This window comes from Streptococcus oralis (genome assembly GCF_015561235.1).
Taxonomy (GTDB): domain Bacteria; phylum Bacillota; class Bacilli; order Lactobacillales; family Streptococcaceae; genus Streptococcus; species Streptococcus oralis_BK.
Genome location: NZ_JADMTC010000001.1, coordinates 980,304 through 995,549, shown reverse-complemented (window position 1 = coordinate 995,549; position 15,246 = coordinate 980,304). Strand labels below are relative to the sequence as shown.

12 protein-coding genes and 2 pseudogenes are annotated in these 15,246 nt (G+C 42.4%); 6 read left to right on the top strand and 8 right to left on the bottom strand.

Annotated features, from left to right (window positions below; translation table 11 throughout):
* Positions 1-105: 105 nt before the first annotated feature.
* From thrS to I2H52_RS05060, 3 genes and pseudogenes are all read right to left on the bottom strand, one after another.
* Positions 106-2,049, bottom strand: a complete 1,944-nt coding sequence (gene thrS / locus I2H52_RS05070) for a threonine--tRNA ligase (protein ID WP_045617546.1) — start codon at positions 2,047-2,049, stop codon at positions 106-108.
* A 10-nt stretch (positions 2,050-2,059) separates the two neighbouring features.
* Positions 2,060-2,685 (bottom strand): annotated as a pseudogene (locus I2H52_RS05065) (AAA family ATPase).
* Positions 2,686-2,945: 260 nt separating this feature from the next.
* Positions 2,946-3,320, bottom strand: a complete 375-nt coding sequence (locus tag I2H52_RS05060) for a hypothetical protein (RefSeq protein ID WP_167266103.1) — start codon at positions 3,318-3,320, stop codon at positions 2,946-2,948.
* A 197-nt stretch (positions 3,321-3,517) separates the two neighbouring features.
* Between I2H52_RS05060 and I2H52_RS05055 the strand changes: the two genes are divergently transcribed.
* From I2H52_RS05055 to I2H52_RS05045, 3 genes are all read left to right on the top strand, one after another.
* The gene (locus tag I2H52_RS05055) at positions 3,518-4,360 is read left to right on the top strand and encodes a metallophosphoesterase family protein (RefSeq protein ID WP_195594524.1); all 843 of its coding nucleotides are present in this window, start codon (positions 3,518-3,520) and stop codon (positions 4,358-4,360) included.
* Positions 4,361-4,432: 72 nt separating this feature from the next.
* Positions 4,433-4,870, top strand: coding sequence for an Rrf2 family transcriptional regulator (locus tag I2H52_RS05050; protein ID WP_001167381.1), 438 nt, complete (start codon positions 4,433-4,435; stop codon positions 4,868-4,870).
* 67 nt (positions 4,871-4,937) lie between these two features.
* The gene (locus I2H52_RS05045) at positions 4,938-5,960 is read left to right on the top strand and encodes a YdcF family protein (RefSeq protein ID WP_000273638.1); all 1,023 of its coding nucleotides are present in this window, start codon (positions 4,938-4,940) and stop codon (positions 5,958-5,960) included.
* A gap of 286 nt (positions 5,961-6,246) precedes the next feature.
* On the opposite strand, the pseudogene I2H52_RS05040 reads toward I2H52_RS05045, so the two are convergent.
* The 5 genes and pseudogenes from I2H52_RS05040 to I2H52_RS05020 form a co-directional block, all read right to left on the bottom strand.
* Positions 6,247-7,029, bottom strand: a pseudogene (locus tag I2H52_RS05040) (DUF4037 domain-containing protein).
* Positions 7,030-7,158: 129 nt separating this feature from the next.
* Complete coding sequence (locus I2H52_RS05035; protein WP_033605968.1) at positions 7,159-7,818, bottom strand: amino acid ABC transporter permease; 660 nt, start codon at positions 7,816-7,818, stop codon at positions 7,159-7,161.
* Positions 7,819-7,827: 9 nt separating this feature from the next.
* On the bottom strand, positions 7,828-8,505 hold the full coding sequence (locus tag I2H52_RS05030) for an amino acid ABC transporter permease (RefSeq protein ID WP_000131156.1): 678 nt from the start codon (positions 8,503-8,505) through the stop codon (positions 7,828-7,830).
* 12 nt (positions 8,506-8,517) lie between these two features.
* A complete protein-coding gene (locus I2H52_RS05025) occupies positions 8,518-9,312 on the bottom strand; it encodes a transporter substrate-binding domain-containing protein (protein ID WP_195594522.1) in 795 nt (264 codons plus the stop codon).
* Positions 9,313-9,322: 10 nt separating this feature from the next.
* Entirely contained in the window at positions 9,323-10,081 is a 759-nt protein-coding gene (locus tag I2H52_RS05020; protein ID WP_045617531.1) for an amino acid ABC transporter ATP-binding protein, read from the bottom strand.
* Positions 10,082-10,258: 177 nt separating this feature from the next.
* Here I2H52_RS05020 and recJ point away from each other — a divergent pair, with 177 nt between their 5' ends.
* The 3 genes from recJ (at position 10,259) to I2H52_RS05005 (ending at position 15,164) form a co-directional block, all read left to right on the top strand.
* Positions 10,259-12,478, top strand: a complete 2,220-nt coding sequence (recJ, locus tag I2H52_RS05015) for a single-stranded-DNA-specific exonuclease RecJ (protein WP_045617988.1) — start codon at positions 10,259-10,261, stop codon at positions 12,476-12,478.
* Positions 12,479-12,654: 176 nt separating this feature from the next.
* The gene (locus tag I2H52_RS05010; RefSeq protein WP_007520470.1) at positions 12,655-14,316 is read left to right on the top strand and encodes a ribonuclease J; all 1,662 of its coding nucleotides are present in this window, start codon (positions 12,655-12,657) and stop codon (positions 14,314-14,316) included.
* Between the two features lie 68 nt (positions 14,317-14,384).
* Entirely contained in the window at positions 14,385-15,164 is a 780-nt protein-coding gene (locus tag I2H52_RS05005; RefSeq protein ID WP_007520469.1) for an alpha/beta hydrolase, read from the top strand.
* Positions 15,165-15,246 lie beyond the last annotated feature (82 nt).

The window sequence follows — 15,246 nt, the reverse complement described above, 5'->3', positions numbered from 1 at the left end:
CAGCGTAGTAGAGCCCACTCAACCACTGCGTCTTGCTCGACGATCCAAAGACAATTGAGAGGTTAGGACTTTTGTCCCAGCCTCTCAATTGTTCTCAAATGAATTTTATTTCTCAACACGAGATTTGTTGGCGATATCAGCAAGGATTGCTGCTACAAACTCATCTACTGGGACAGTTTGTGTTTCTTTTTGGCCATAGCGACGAACGTTGACAGTTACGTCTTCCATTTCCTTATCACCAACGATCAATTGGTAAGGAATCTTGCTAGTTTGTGAAGCACGAATCTTGAACTGCATTTTTTCATTGCGCTCATCTACGTCTGCACGGACACCACGGTCACGGAGTTTCTTAGCAACTTCCCAAGCGTAGTCCACGTGTTTTTCGTTGGAAACTGGGATGAGGGTTACTTGGTGTGGTGCCAGCCATGTTGGGAAGGCACCCTTGTAGTTTTCAATCAAGATAGCTGTGAAGCGTTCCATAGTTGAGATAACCCCACGGTGGATCATAACTGGACGGTGCTCTTCACCATCAGCTCCGATGTATTTGAGGTCGAAGCGTTCTGGAAGCAAGAAGTCAAGCTGGATAGTAGAAAGGGTTTCTTCTTTACCGAGGGCAGTTTTAACCTGGATATCCAATTTTGGTCCGTAGAAGGCTGCTTCACCTTCAGCTTCAAAGTAGTCCAGTTCCATATCATCCATAGCTGCTTTCAACATGCGTTGTGCATTTTCCCACATCTCATCGTTGTCAAAGTATTTGTGTTTATCTTCAGGATCACGGTAAGACAAGCGGAAACGGTAATCTGTCAAATTAAAGTCTTCATACACGTCGATAATCAATTGAAGAATTTTCTTGAATTCTTCCTCAATTTGTTCTGGAGCTACAAAAGTATGACCATCATTTAGGGACATTTCACGTACACGTTGAAGGCCAGTAAGGGCGCCAGATTTTTCATATCGGTGCATCATGCCAATCTCAGCGATACGGATTGGTAATTCACGGTATGAGTGTACATGGTGTTTATAAACTTCGATATGGTGAGGACAGTTCATTGGGCGGAGGACAAACTCTTCACCGTCTCCCATGTCCATAGTTGGGAACATATCTTCACGGTAGTGATCCCAGTGACCAGAAGTTTTATAGAGTTCCACTGAGGCAATTGGTGGAGTGTAGACGTGTTGGTAGCCTGCAGCGATTTCCTTGTCGACAATGTAGCGTTCCAATTCACGACGGATGGTCGCTCCGTTTGGTAACCAGAATGGTAAACCTTGTCCGACTTCTTGTGAAATCATGAAGAGGTCAAGCTCTTTACCGAGTTTACGGTGGTCACGTTCCTTGGCTTCTTCACGCATTTGAAGGTAGTTCTTCAAGTCTTTTTTGTCAAACCAAGCTGTACCGTAGATTCGTTGCATCATCGCGTTGTCGCTATTTCCACGCCAGTAGGCACCAGCTACGTTGAGCAGGTGGAAGATTTGGATACGACCTGTTGATGGGACGTGAGGACCACGGCAGAGGTCTACGTATTCGCCCTGACGGTAGATAGTCAAACCACCTTCGTCTTCTGAGTGTTCTTCAATCAATTCTAATTTGTAAGGGTCGTTCTTGAAGATTTCACGGGCCTCGTCTTTAGTTACTTCTTCACGGATTGACGGGAAGTTTTCTTTGACGATTTTCTTCATTTCTTCTTCGATACGAGGAAGGTCCTCGTTAGAGATTTGACCAGCAGTATTGTCTGTATCGTAGTAGAAGCCGTCTTCGATAGCTGGACCGACACCCAAATGAATGTCTGGGAAAAGGCGACGAGCTGCTTGGGCGAACAAGTGAGCCGCTGAGTGGCGCAAGATTGGAAGGGCATCTTCGTGATCAGGTGTCACGATTTCGATGCTCCCATCTTCAGTGATAGCACGAGTCGTGTCGATGAGTTTGCCGTTAAATTTACCAGCGAGAGCTTTTTTAGCTAGGGAATTGCTGATAGATTGGGCAATTTCAAAAGTTGTGACGCCAGATTCGAATTCACGAACAGCGCCATCTGGGAAAGTAATCTTAATCATGGTTTTCTCCTTAAATATTTATTCTATTTTTGTTGGACAATTTTAAGAGCCGAGCAACTTCTTCCGCAGTCTGATTTTCTGGTTGACTACCATCTGTTACGAGACTAGAATAACCTAATTTCATCGCTTCCTTACGAACCATTTGAGCAAAAAGAATGTCTCGTTGCATCCAGTTTTCAAAAGCTTGCTCAGGGTTGGTTGTACCCTCTAAGACATAAGGAACCCATTCTCTCTGTCTATAATGCTTTTTTTGAAAATCAGCTGTCGGAGTCAAGCATAGATAGGAAGACGCTGGACATTCAAGCTTCTTTACCAAGTGAGGCAAAAGTCCTGCTCCCTCCACCAAGATAGGTCTGTTTTGATTTTTTATCAAGTAAGATTTTACATAAGGAAAAATCTTACTTGATAAAAGCGCCATTCTTCATCTGCCATCTCTTCTGGATGTCTCATCCAGATTTGTTCCGGATTTCTATCCTGCCTAAGAAGGCAAATTGGCTGTGAGTCTGCACTTGCTTGACTCACCATCTCGTCTACTAAATCATCCAATTTGATATGAAGTAGTTGATACTGCCTTGCAAGAAGAGAGACAATTGTTGACTTTCCACTACAAGGCGATCCGCCAATCATATAAAGCATCGTTCTTCCTCCTTCTGACAAATCAAAAAGCGACATCCTAAAAGGACGTCGCAACGTGGTTCCACCTTCATTTATGTTCCTCAAAAAGAGGGACACCTCAGATTGGCTTTAACGTAGCCACCGTTTTATGTTTGCATAAAAATCAGTAGAGTAGTATCAGTTTAGGCTTTCTATGCGTTTCCAGCAACCACGCACTCTCTAGTAGAAAGGGACTAAGTGACTTGTCTCTATGCATTATTATAGCATGATTGCGAGAATTTTCAAGGTTTTTGTATAATTTTTTTGTTTTTCTCTCTTTGGAAGACATGCTTGATCCCCATGCCAGCAGTCAATCCAAGTAGGGCAAAGAGTTCATAGGCTAGGAAGTAAAGCAGGATGAACTCACCAAAGGTGATGATGGTAAAGCAAAAGACCAGACCAATACCGAGTAGCCACCAAAGTGAGAAATGAAATCGATAGCTATAAAGTAGCGATACGATAAAGGTTACTAGGGGAGAAAAGAGGAGAATGTTATAAATGTAAAGTCCCTTCAGCGTATAAGAATCAGATATCAGCAGTAAAAGCAACTCATAGAGGGGCCAGTAAAAGATGAAAATGACAAAGTAGTATGGAATATACTTAAGATATTTCCGCATGGCAATAGTCCTCCAATCTACAAAAATTGAGAGATGTTGAAGACCACATAATCCTAAATGAAGGGGAACTCTCTATTTATATTATAGCACGTATTGGAAGCCTTTACAAGTTAATCCAGTGAGTATCGATAGTGCTCTTTTTGAGTGTTTTCTGCTATAATACTAACAAAAGAAGTAAGAGGAAAAGAGGAGAAAGAATGACCAAAATAGCAGTTCTTTCAGACATACATGGGAATACGACAGCCCTGGAAGCTGTACTGACTGATGCTAAAAAGGCAAATGTAGATGAGTACTGGCTTTTGGGGGATATTCTTATGCCAGGAACAGGACGTGGAAGGATATTGAATCTTTTAGCGGCTTTGCCTATTACTGTAAGAGTTCTTGGTAATTGGGAGAATAGTCTCTGGAGAGGCTTGCATCGTAAGCTAGATTTAACAAAAGCTAGTCATCGCTACCTCCTACGTCAATGTCAGTATATATTAGAAGAAATCAGCCCTGAAGAAATCGAAGACCTCCACAATCAACCCATGCAAGTTCATCGTCAGTTTGGTGATCTGACGGTAGGAATCACTCACCATCTCCCTGATAAAAACTGGGGTAGAGAATTAATCCATACGGGAAAACAAGAAGATTTTGATAGATTAGTGACGAATCCACACGCCTCCATCGCAGTTTATGGTCATATCCACCAACAGTTGCTTCGTTATGGAAGTGATGGACAGTTGATTCTTAATCCAGGGTCCATTGGACAACCCTTCTTTCTAGATGCGAAGTTGCGTAAGGACCTGCGGGCCCAGTATATGATCTTAGAGTTTGATGAAGCAGGTTTGGCTGATGTTGATTTTCGTCGAGTGGATTATGATGTAGAAGCTGAATTGCAGTTGGCTAAAGATTTAAATCTCCCCTATTTCCAGGTCTATTATGAAAGTTTGGTAAATGGGATTCACCACACTCATAACCAGGAACTTCTGTATGAGATTGCTCAAAAACAGGGGCATGATATTGAGTTGTATGAATGGTTAGATAGTAGTAATGATTGACATGACATCAAAAAGGGGTATAATGAGTATGAGAAGAGAGATGATGAGAATCTCAGGTGAAAGGGGAACAAAATGCAAATTTCAAGTCGATTTACCATTGCGACCCATATGCTAATTATCATTGCTATAAAGGGCCGGGAAAGCAAGGTGACCAGTGATTTTCTCGCAGCTAGCGTTGGAGTTAATCCAGTCATTATCCGTAAGACTTTGTCGCAACTCAAAAAAGCAGGATTGATTTCAGTTGCGCGTGGGACGGGCGGTACCGAGATTATAAAGGACCTCCAAGATATTAGCCTTTTTGATGTGTATCAGGCTGTCGAATGTCTAGGAAAATCTGGTAAACTCTTTAGTTTCCATGACAATCCCAATCCTAACTGTCCAGTAGGGGCTAATATTCATAAGGTCTTGGATCAGAAATTGCTGGATATCCAAGTAGCTATGGAAAATCAACTTCGTCAGATGAGTCTGGCTCAGGTTGTGGCAGATGCAGAAGCAAGAATAGCAAAATAAGAGGGCTAGGCTCCTCTTTTTCTATTGCCATAATTATGGTACAATGTAGACATTAAAGGAGGAGACTATGTACTTTATCACAGGATTTTTTGTCCTACTTTTTCTCGTTTCGTTTTTAAGGGACAATCGCAGTCTCTGGAATCCAGCTCTCTTGCTTTTGTCTCTGCTCTTTTCTTATATGTCCATTGCCAATCTTTTTTACGAAGCTGGGCAGAAAGAAGTGCACATGGTTTTCTTTGCAGGGATTTTTCTCCTGCTGCCTCTTTTAGTTTTTCTAAGTGGTTTTTTCCTTATTTATAATGGATTCGTGTTATTGAAAAAAGAAGGAAAATCCAAGGCAAATTATTTGTCTCTAGGATTAGGTTGTGTGATTCTATTCTTTTTTGTGATCATGGCGATTCGAGTGAGCGATACCAAGGGCTTATTTTACACCAATCATCTAGTGAATATTATCTTTTTCTTTTTGATTTATTCGTATTTGATTTTTGGTTTTGCCTTTGCAGGATTTCTGCTTTATTCTATCCTGTATCTTTTTATTCCTAAGAAAAAATATTATGATTTTATCATCATTCACGGAGCAGGTTTGTTGAATGGAGAAAAAGTGACTCCCTTACTAAAGAGTCGCATTGATAAGGCAGTAGAAGCCTATCGCCAGTCTCTTAATCCCAATGTTAAAATCATCGCGAGTGGTGGTCAAGGTGGAGATGAAAAGATATCCGAAGCTCAGGCGATTTGTAATTATTTGTTGGAAGAGACAGATATTCCGAGAGAAGCGATTCTCCTAGAGGAAGACTCAACGACGACCTATGAGAATCTTCTCTTCTCAAAAGAAATGGGAGAGAAGCTGGTGACCAGTCCACGTTTTCTCTTTGTGACCAATGATTACCATGTTTTTCGTACCAGTACCTATGCTCGCCGTATTGGGATGAAGGGAGATGGCCTTGGTTGCCGTACAGCCGCCTACTATATCCCATCGGCCTTTATCAGAGAATATATTGCTCTATGTGTGAAGATGAGATGGCTTTTTATCGCCCTCTATGTTTTGTTGATTTTAGCTCTGATTTTCTCCTATAGAGGTGTTCTATGGTAATATGTAAAATTCATATTGTAATTCTTGTTAGAATCTCTAAAAAATCTTGTAGTAACCCTAAGGGAAAAATTGTCACTAGTAATGAAAGAGCAGGGTAAGTGATTGTGAGTGCGGTTTTTGGAACGGCTTCATGATTGCTCGTCAATCAATTGAACAATTTCTAACCTAGTTGCAGATTTTCAGAGAGAGTCAAAAATAGGCAACTGAATATGAGTAGACTAGAATTTTACAGTCAACGACAAATAAAAATGTGAACAGCAACAGAGGTTCACATTTTCTTTTTGGTCTATGGCAAAATGGCCTTTAGTTGGTTCAGAATGGTTTGTAAGGTTACGACCGCTTGTTCTCCTTGTTGTGGTTGGTAGAGTAGTTGGAAATACTTGCGAATAGTTTCTTCAAATTGCTTAGGGAGGAGTGTACAATTGGTCTTTGCGTACTCCAACATTCGTTTTTCACCAGGATGGGTTTGCTCATTGAGCGCAAATAACAAGTCAAAGTAGGAAGCAAAAAACTCACTCGTACGATGATTCATACTGAGAAGATCTTGGCGTTTGATAGCTTTTTCTATTTGGTGAGAGAAGGCAGGCATGGCTTGGTCTAGCAAAAGGAGTTGCCTTTCAATGATATGCTTTTTGAGTTCCTATGGATAGGGAATCTGGTAAGTTCTTTGGAGCGAAGCATAGTGTCCATTCGGATCGTATAGAATCTTGCTGTGGAGTAGATTATGCCACATACAGGTTGTATAAGAGTTTTGGGCTTGATGCTGAAAAACAGTTGAGTTCAATTCCTGTTCAAACGACTCCAGCGAACGATAAATCAACTCGATTTCGATACCGTTGTTTAGTACACAGTCGTCCTCTAACTCCCAAAACTGGTTTCCAATTTCCATATAGGAGCAGTATTTACTCAAAATTTTTAGGCGATTCGCCTCATCAATAGGAGAGTTGAGATAGACATAAACGTCATAATCAGAGTTTTGATCGTAGGCTTGTCCTGCACGAGAACCACCAAGAGCAATAGCTTCTACTTGTTCCAGTTGAGAGAATTCTTTGCAAAGTTCGTGGATCATGATTTTTCTCCTGGCTTTATGGTTTTAAAGTCATTTTACCAAAAAGTAAAACGTTTGCATAGTGTTGGGTTACTCTTTTTCATTTATAGCAAAAAATGTGAACCCTTGTTTTGAGTTCACATTTCTTTTTTATTCTGCGGCTTGTTGCCAACGTTTTGCTAGCTTATGAGACAGGCTAGAAATGGCAAAGTTAAAGATAAAGTAAATCAAGGCAATCAGGATATAAAGACTGAAGACCTGCTCTGGTTCGAAATAGCGTCCCATGAGGATTTGGCTGGCGCCAAAGAGTTCTTGTAGGGCGATAACAGAGTAGAGAAGGCTGGTATCCTTAATTACAGTTACAAACTGAGAAATGATAGCTGGCAACATTTTACGGATCGCTTGTGGGAGAATGATGTAGTAGAGGATTTGCGCAGAGGTGAATCCTTGCGACATTCCTGCTTCGTACTGGCCCTTGTCCACGGCATTGAGACCGCCTCGGATAATCTCAGCCAGGGCTGCTGAGGTAAAGAGGGTAAAGGCAGTAATACCAGCTGGTGTAGACTTCATCTTAAACACCAAAAAGATGGTGAAAATCCAGAGGAGGTTGGGAACGTTACGTACAAACTCGATATAAATGCTGGAGATGATCCGTAAGACAGGATTTTTCCCATTTCTCATGACGGCTAGTACTGTTCCGATAAGGGTCGAGAGGACGATAGCAATTAGAGAAATGTAGAGGGTTAAGCCAAATCCTTTAAAGATAAAGATTAGGTTATCTGGGGTCAAAACTTCTAAAATAGATTCCATAGTAACCTCCTAAAGTGAATAGGCTTTTTTGTTGGCTTGCTCCATCTTGCGACCAAATTGGGCGACAGGGAAGCAAAGGGCAAAGTAGAGTAGGGCAGCACCTAGAAATGCAGGGATGTAATTTCCGTTGAGAGCTGACCAAGACTTGGTTACAAACATCAAGTCCACTCCAGAGATGATAGCAACGGTTGAAGTATTCTTGATAAGGTTAACGATTTGGTTGGTCAAAGGAGGGAGAATGATACGGAAGGCCTGAGGCAAGATAATCAAGCGCATGGCACTGATATAGGTAAAACCTTGCGACAAGGCTGCCTCCATTTGACCGCTAGGGATAGATTGAATCCCTGAACGAATAACCTCAGCGATATAAGCGCCGTGATAGAGTCCCACGCAGAGAACAGCTGTCCAATAAATCGGAATCATGATGGTGTGTTCACTGATAAGAGGTAGGCCATAAAAAACAATAACAAACTGTACCAAGAGGGGGGTGTTTTGGTAAAATTCGACAAAAATACGAGCCAAAACGCGCAAGAATGGGCGTTTGCTGGTTGACATGGCTCCAAAGAAGATGCCCAAAACCATGGCGAGGATAAAGGATCCAACCGCTAGGGCAAGAGTGAAGAGGAAACCATTGAAAAATTGTCCAAAATCCTGAAAATAGGCTGTCCAAGATGATAAATCTGTCATGGGGTGTCCTCCTTAATCTGCGGTATGGCTAGATGGTTTGAGCTTGTAACGGTCATAAAGTTTCTGCAAACTACCGTCCTTGCTCCATTTAGTGACCAAGGTATCAAGATAGTCGTTTAGCTCGGTATTTGATTTCTTGGTCACGATACCGTAGTCAGATGGCTTGAAACTATCATCTAGTAGTTCTGTGCGTTTGCTAATGTAGCCAGAGAGGATCGAGCGGTCTACAGAAAAGGCATCAATACGGTGAGCGTGAAGGGAAGTAATCAATTCTGGGTAGGAACCAAGTTCGACGAATTTAAAGGTTAGACCTTTCTTTTTACCCAGTTCAGTAATCAAGCGCTGGGTGATGGAACCTTGGGCAACCCCAATGGTTTTGCCGTTTAGGTCCTCAATGCTTTTGATGTTGGCGGATTTATTGACCAAAAAACCAGAAGCATCCGTGTAGTAGGGACTGGTGAAGTTGTATAATTTTTTACGTTCGTCTGTGATGGTGAAGGTTGCGATATCCATATCGACTTGTTCGTTGTCTAATAGTGGTCCACGGGTTTGAGCAGTAACAGGAACGTAGCGAACCTTGACCTTGAGTTCGTCTGCAATCATCTTGGCCAAGTCCGTTTCGATACCAGAATAAGTCCCTGTCTTGGGATCTTTGTAACCAAAATTGGGAACGTCTTGTTTGACACCGACAACTAGTTCGCCTCTTTTTTGAATGTCTGCGACGCTAGTATCGGCCTGTACTGGTTTGGCAGCAGCAAGGCTGAAAAGGCTAATTAATAATGCGGATAAAAAGAGTTTCTTTTTCATAGGCGCCTCCTTATTTGACTTTGTCACTTTCGTGGTTGATAATTTTGCTGAGGAATTGCTGGGCACGAGGTTCGCTTGGATTGTCAAAAAAGTCATCGACATCTGTCGTATCTACTAAAACCTCTCCGTCGGCCATAAAGATAATGCGGTCCGCAACCTCTCGAGCAAAGCCCATTTCGTGGGTAACGATGATCATGTTCATCCCATCATGCGCCAGTTTTTGCATAACTGCTAGAACGTCTCCAATGGTTTCAGGGTCAAGAGCAGATGTTGGCTCATCAAAGAGGAGGAGCTCCGGATGCATGGCAAGACCACGTGCTATGGCGATTCTCTGTTTTTGACCACCAGATAGCATAGCTGGATAGGAATCTTTCTTGTCCCACATATTTACAAATTCCAGATATTTTTGGGCTGTTTTTTCAGCTTCTTTTTTATCAATTCCTAGAACTTTAACGGGTGCGAGTGTAACATTTTCTAACACTGTTTTGTGTGGATAAAGGTTAAAATGTTGAAAAACCATGCCGACTTCCTTACGAAGAGGAACTAAATCTTTCTGACTAGCACCTGCTACTTGGTGTCCATTGACCAGGAGACTTCCTTTGTCAACAGCCTCCAAACCATTGATCGTACGGATAAGAGTGGACTTCCCAGAGCCAGAAGGTCCAAGCAGGACAACAACTTGTCCTTTTTCAAAACGGAGATTGATGTCGCGGAGTGCGTGATAGTCTCCGTAATATTTTTCGACGTTTTTAAATTCTACTAAAGCCATGAGAGATCTCCTTTGTGTTAGATTTTATAACATGATTCTACACCAAAAGAATGTTCTTGTCAAATCATATCTGAAAAAAATTCACTAAAATGTTATAAAAAAGCAATCTGGATAGAGAAAATGCCTAAATCATGTTATAATGAAACGATAGAATTCTTAGAAAGAGTGGATGTTTTTTTGATAACTCCTACTTATGAATGGCAGTTTGCCCCGCAGGTTGAAGATGCGGATTTTACAAAGATAGCCAAGAAGGCTGGGCTGGGTCCTGAGGTGGCTCGGTTATTATTTGAAAGAGGGATTCAGGATGAAGAAAGTCTAAAGAAGTTTTTAGAACCTTCTTTAGAGGACTTACATGATCCCTATCTGCTCCATGATATGGACAAGGCAGTGGAACGGATTCGTCAGGCCATTGAAGAAGGGGAGAATATCCTCGTTTACGGTGACTATGATGCGGATGGCATGACCTCAGCTTCTATTGTTAAGGAAAGTTTGGAACAACTTGGTGCCGAGTGCCGAGTTTATCTGCCTAATCGCTTTACAGATGGCTATGGTCCCAATGCCAGTGTCTATAAATACTTTATCGAGCAAGAGGGAATTTCCTTGATTGTGACGGTGGACAATGGGGTTTCTGGCCATGAAGCCATTGAATTGGCCCAGTCTATGGGAGTGGATGTCATTGTGACCGACCACCATTCCATGCCGGAAACTCTTCCTGATGCCTATGCGATTGTTCACCCTGAGCATCCAGATGCGGACTATCCCTTCAAACAGTTAGCTGGTTGTGGAGTGGCTTTTAAGCTAGCTTGCGCTCTTTTAGAAGAAGTGCAAGTGGAGCTACTCGATTTGGTAGCCATCGGAACTATTGCCGATATGGTAAGCCTGACGGATGAAAATCGTATCTTGGTTCAATATGGTCTAGAAATGTTGGGGCATACTCAGCGCATCGGTCTACAAGAAATGCTAGACATGGCTGGGATTGCTGCGAACGAAGTGACAGAAGAGACGGTTGGCTTCCAGATTGCTCCTCGTTTAAATGCCTTGGGGCGATTGGATGATCCCAATCCTGCCATTGATTTGCTGACTGGATTTGACGACGAGGAAGCTCATGAGATTGCCCTCATGATTCATCAGAAAAACGAAGAGCGCAAGGAAATCGTTCAGTCAATTTATGAAGAAGCTAAGACCATGGTGGATCCTGAGAAGAAGGTCCAGGTTTTGGCCAAGGAAGGCTGGAATCCTGGCGTTCTGGGTATCGTGGCTGGGCGCTTGCTAGAGGAATTGGGGCAGACAGTCATCGTTCTTAATATAGAGGATGGTCGTGCCAAGGGTAGCGCTCGTAGTGTGGAAGCAGTCGATATTTTTGAAGCTCTGGATCCCCACCGAGATCTCTTTATCGCCTTTGGCGGCCATGCTGGTGCAGCTGGAATGACGCTGGAAGTGGAGAAACTTTCAGATTTATCTCAAGTATTGGAAGACTATATCCATGAAAAAGGCGCAGATGTTAGTGGTAAGAATAAGTTAAATCTAGATGAAGAGCTAGACTTGGAGACGCTTAGCTTGGAAACGGTCAAAAGCTTTGAACGCTTGGCACCTTTTGGAATGGACAATCAGAAACCTGTCTTTTATATCAAGGATTTTCATGTCGAAAGTGCCAGAACCATGGGAGCAGGCAATGCCCACCTCAAACTAAAAATTTCCAAGGGTGAGGCGAGTTTTGAAGTGGTGGCCTTTGGACAAGGTAGATGGGCAACAGAATTTTCTCAAACCAAGAATCTAGAATTAGCAGTCACCTTGTCTGTCAACCAATGGAATGGGCAAACTGCCCTCCAGTTGATGATGGTAGATGCGCGTGTGGAAGGTGTTCAACTCTTTAACATTCGTGGGAAAAATGCAGTCTTGCCAGAAGGGGTTCCAGTCTTGGATTTCTCTGGAGAGGTGCCAGATTTAGCGAATAGTGAAGCGGTTGTTGTGAAAAATATTCCGGAAGATATTACCTTGCTGAAGGCCATTTTTCAGGAACAGGATTTCTCAGCTGTCTATTTCAAAAACGACATCAACAAGGCCTATTATCTGACAGGTTACGGGACTAGAGAACAGTTTGCAAAATTGTACAAGACCATTTACCAATTCCCTGAGTTTGATATTCGCTACAAGCTGAAAGATTTGGCGGCTTATCTCAATATCCAACAAATCTTGCTGGTCAAGATGATCCAAGTATTTGAGGAACTGGGCTTTGTAACTATCAAAGATGGTGTCATGACAGTCAATAAAGAAGCGCCGAAAAGGGAAATTGCTGAAAGTCAGATTTACCAAAATCTCAAACAGACTGTTAAAGACCAAGAAATGATGGCGCTGGGTACGGTGCAAGAAATCTATGATTTTTTAATGGAAAAATAGTAGAAGTTAGGAAAGAGTTGGGTAACCAGCTCTTTTTTGAAAACAAATCTTCATTTTGAAAATCATCAAAAAAATGGTATAATGGTAGGAAAAGATTCGGCTGAAAGTTTTAGAACTTTTAGAATAAGAGGGTAAACCTACCCTATAATCAAGATAAATTAAGTTTCGGAGGGAAAATGAGTAATATCAGTTTAACAACACTAGGTGGTGTACGAGAAAATGGGAAAAATATGTACATCGCTGAAATCGATGAATCTATTTTTGTTTTGGATGCAGGGCTTAAATACCCTGAAAATGAACAACTAGGGGTTGATGTCGTCATTCCCAATATGGACTACCTTTTTGAAAATAGCGACCGTATCGCAGGGGTCTTCTTGACTCACGGGCATGCGGATGCTATTGGTGCCCTGCCTTATCTCTTGGCAGAGGCTAAGGTGCCTGTGTTTGGTTCTGAGTTGACCATTGAGTTGGCGAAACTCTTTGTCAAAGGAAATGATACGGTTAAGAAATTCAATGACTTCCATGTGATTGATGAGGATACGGAGATTGATTTTGGAGGGACTGTGGTGTCCTTCTTCCGTACGACCCACTCTATCCCAGAAAGTCTGGGAGTTGTGTTAAAAACACCAAAAGGGAACATTGTTTACACAGGCGACTTCAAATTTGACCAGACGGCTAGTGAATCCTATGCGACGGATTTTGCGCGTTTAGCTGAAATAGGCCGTGACGGTGTCTTGGCACTTCTCAGTGATTCTGCAAATGCTGACAGCAATATCCAGGTGGCGAGTGAGAGTGAAGTTGGGGATGAAATTACCCAAACTATCGCTGATTGGGACGGTCGTATCATCGTTGCAGCAGTTGCCAGCAACCTTTCTCGTATCCAGCAGGTTTTTGATGCAGCTGCGGAGACTGGCCGCCGAGTCGTTTTGACTGGATTTGATGTTGAAAATATCGTTCGTACAGCGATTCGTCTCAAAAAATTATCCCTAGCTAATGAAAGCCTTTTGATTAAACCAAAAGAAATGTCTCGTTTTGAAGACCATGAGTTGATTATCCTAGAGACAGGTCGTATGGGTGAACCCATCAATGGACTTCGCAAGATGTCTGTTGGGCGCCACCGTTATGTAGAAATCAAGGATGGGGACTTGGTTTATATTGTAACAACTCCATCCACCGCCAAAGAAGCGGTTGTGGCTCGCGTTGAAAATATGATTTACCAAGCTGGTGGTGTGGTAAAACTCATTACCCAGAGTTTGCGAGTATCAGGACACGGAAATGCGCGTGATTTGCAGTTGATGATCAATCTTTTGCAACCGAAATATCTTTTCCCTGTCCAAGGGGAGTACCGTGAGTTGGATGCGCATGCCAAGGCTGCCATGGCAGTTGGGATGTTGCCAGAGCGTATTTTTATCCCTAAAAAAGGAACAACCATGTCCTATGAACATGGAGACTTCGTCCCAGCTGGAGCAGTTTCTGCAGGCGATGTCATGATTGATGGAAATGCCATTGGTGATGTTGGGAATGTCGTTCTTCGCGACCGTAAGGTCTTGTCAGAGGATGGAATCTTTATCGTGGCCATCACTGTTAATCGTCGTGAGAAGAAGATTGTGGCTAAGGCTCGTGTTCACACGCGTGGATTTATCTACCTTAAGAAGAGTCGCGACATTCTCCGTGAAAGTTCCGAATTGATTAACCAAACGGTAGAAGAGTATCTTCAAGGGGATGACTTTGACTGGGCAGATCTCAAAGGTAAGGTTCGTGACAATCTGACCAAGTACCTCTTTGACCAAACCAAACGTCGTCCAGCAATCTTGCCAGTCGTGATGGAAGCTAAATAATCAGCAACATACCTACGGAAAAAGTCGAAATTCGGCTTTTTCTTATAGAATAGTAAAAGGAGAAAATCATGGCAGTTATGAATATTGAGTATTACTCTGAAGTTTTGGATATGGAGTGGGGCGTTACCGTACTCTATCCAGATGCTAGTCGAGTGACTGAACCAGATTGCACAGATATTCCTGTTCTTTATCTTTTGCATGGAATGTCAGGAAATCAAAATAGCTGGCTCAAGCGTACCAATGTCGAACGCTTGTTGCGGGGAACCAATCTCATTGTTATCATGCCCAATACTAGTAATGGCTGGTACACCGATACCCAGTATGGTTTTGACTATTTTACTGCTCTAGCAGAAGAGTTGCCTCAGGTTATGAAACGTTTCTTCCCCAATATGACCAGCAAGCGAGAAAAGACCTTTATTGCAGGTCTCTCAATGGGAGGCTATGGTTCCTTCAAGCTGGCTCTCGCAACCAATCGTTTTTCTCGTGCGGCTAGTTTTTCTGGTGCACTCAGTTTTCAGGGATTTTCTCCTGAAAGTCAGGATTTAGGCTCTCTTGCATACTGGCGAGGAGTTTTTGGAGAAATCAAAGACTGGACAGCTAGCCCTCATTCGCTTGAAAGTATTGCTAGGAAATCGGATAAAAAAACCAAACTTTGGGCTTGGTGTGGCGAGCAAGACTATCTCTACTCTGCCAATAATCTCGCTGTGAAAAACCTCAAAAAGCTTGGTTTTGAAGTGACCTATAGTCATAGTGCTGGCACTCATGAGTGGTACTACTGGGAAAAACAATTGGAGCGTTTTTTAGCTACTCTACCAATTAACTTTGTTTTGGAAGAGCGCTTATCTTAATTTTAGGTTTCTTTCAGTTTTTTTGAGTAAAATAGAGAGTCTATCTTGATTATCTGAGACCATCGATTTTAAGATAGATTCT

What these genes read in the sequence shown, in the direction of transcription:
- thrS (WP_045617546.1), bottom strand. Translation starts at nt 2,049, where the DNA reads ATGATTAAGATTACTTTCCCAGATGGCGCTGTTCGTGAATTCGAATCT.
- I2H52_RS05060 (WP_167266103.1), bottom strand. Translation starts at nt 3,320, where the DNA reads ATGCGGAAATATCTTAAGTATATTCCATACTACTTTGTCATTTTCATC.
- I2H52_RS05055 (WP_195594524.1), top strand. Translation starts at nt 3,518, where the DNA reads ATGACCAAAATAGCAGTTCTTTCAGACATACATGGGAATACGACAGCC.
- I2H52_RS05050 (WP_001167381.1), top strand. Translation starts at nt 4,433, where the DNA reads ATGCAAATTTCAAGTCGATTTACCATTGCGACCCATATGCTAATTATC.
- I2H52_RS05045 (WP_000273638.1), top strand. Translation starts at nt 4,938, where the DNA reads ATGTACTTTATCACAGGATTTTTTGTCCTACTTTTTCTCGTTTCGTTT.
- I2H52_RS05035 (WP_033605968.1), bottom strand. Translation starts at nt 7,818, where the DNA reads ATGGAATCTATTTTAGAAGTTTTGACCCCAGATAACCTAATCTTTATC.
- I2H52_RS05030 (WP_000131156.1), bottom strand. Translation starts at nt 8,505, where the DNA reads ATGACAGATTTATCATCTTGGACAGCCTATTTTCAGGATTTTGGACAA.
- I2H52_RS05025 (WP_195594522.1), bottom strand. Translation starts at nt 9,312, where the DNA reads ATGAAAAAGAAACTCTTTTTATCCGCATTATTAATTAGCCTTTTCAGC.
- I2H52_RS05020 (WP_045617531.1), bottom strand. Translation starts at nt 10,081, where the DNA reads ATGGCTTTAGTAGAATTTAAAAACGTCGAAAAATATTACGGAGACTAT.
- I2H52_RS05010 (WP_007520470.1), top strand. Translation starts at nt 12,655, where the DNA reads ATGAGTAATATCAGTTTAACAACACTAGGTGGTGTACGAGAAAATGGG.
- I2H52_RS05005 (WP_007520469.1), top strand. Translation starts at nt 14,385, where the DNA reads ATGGCAGTTATGAATATTGAGTATTACTCTGAAGTTTTGGATATGGAG.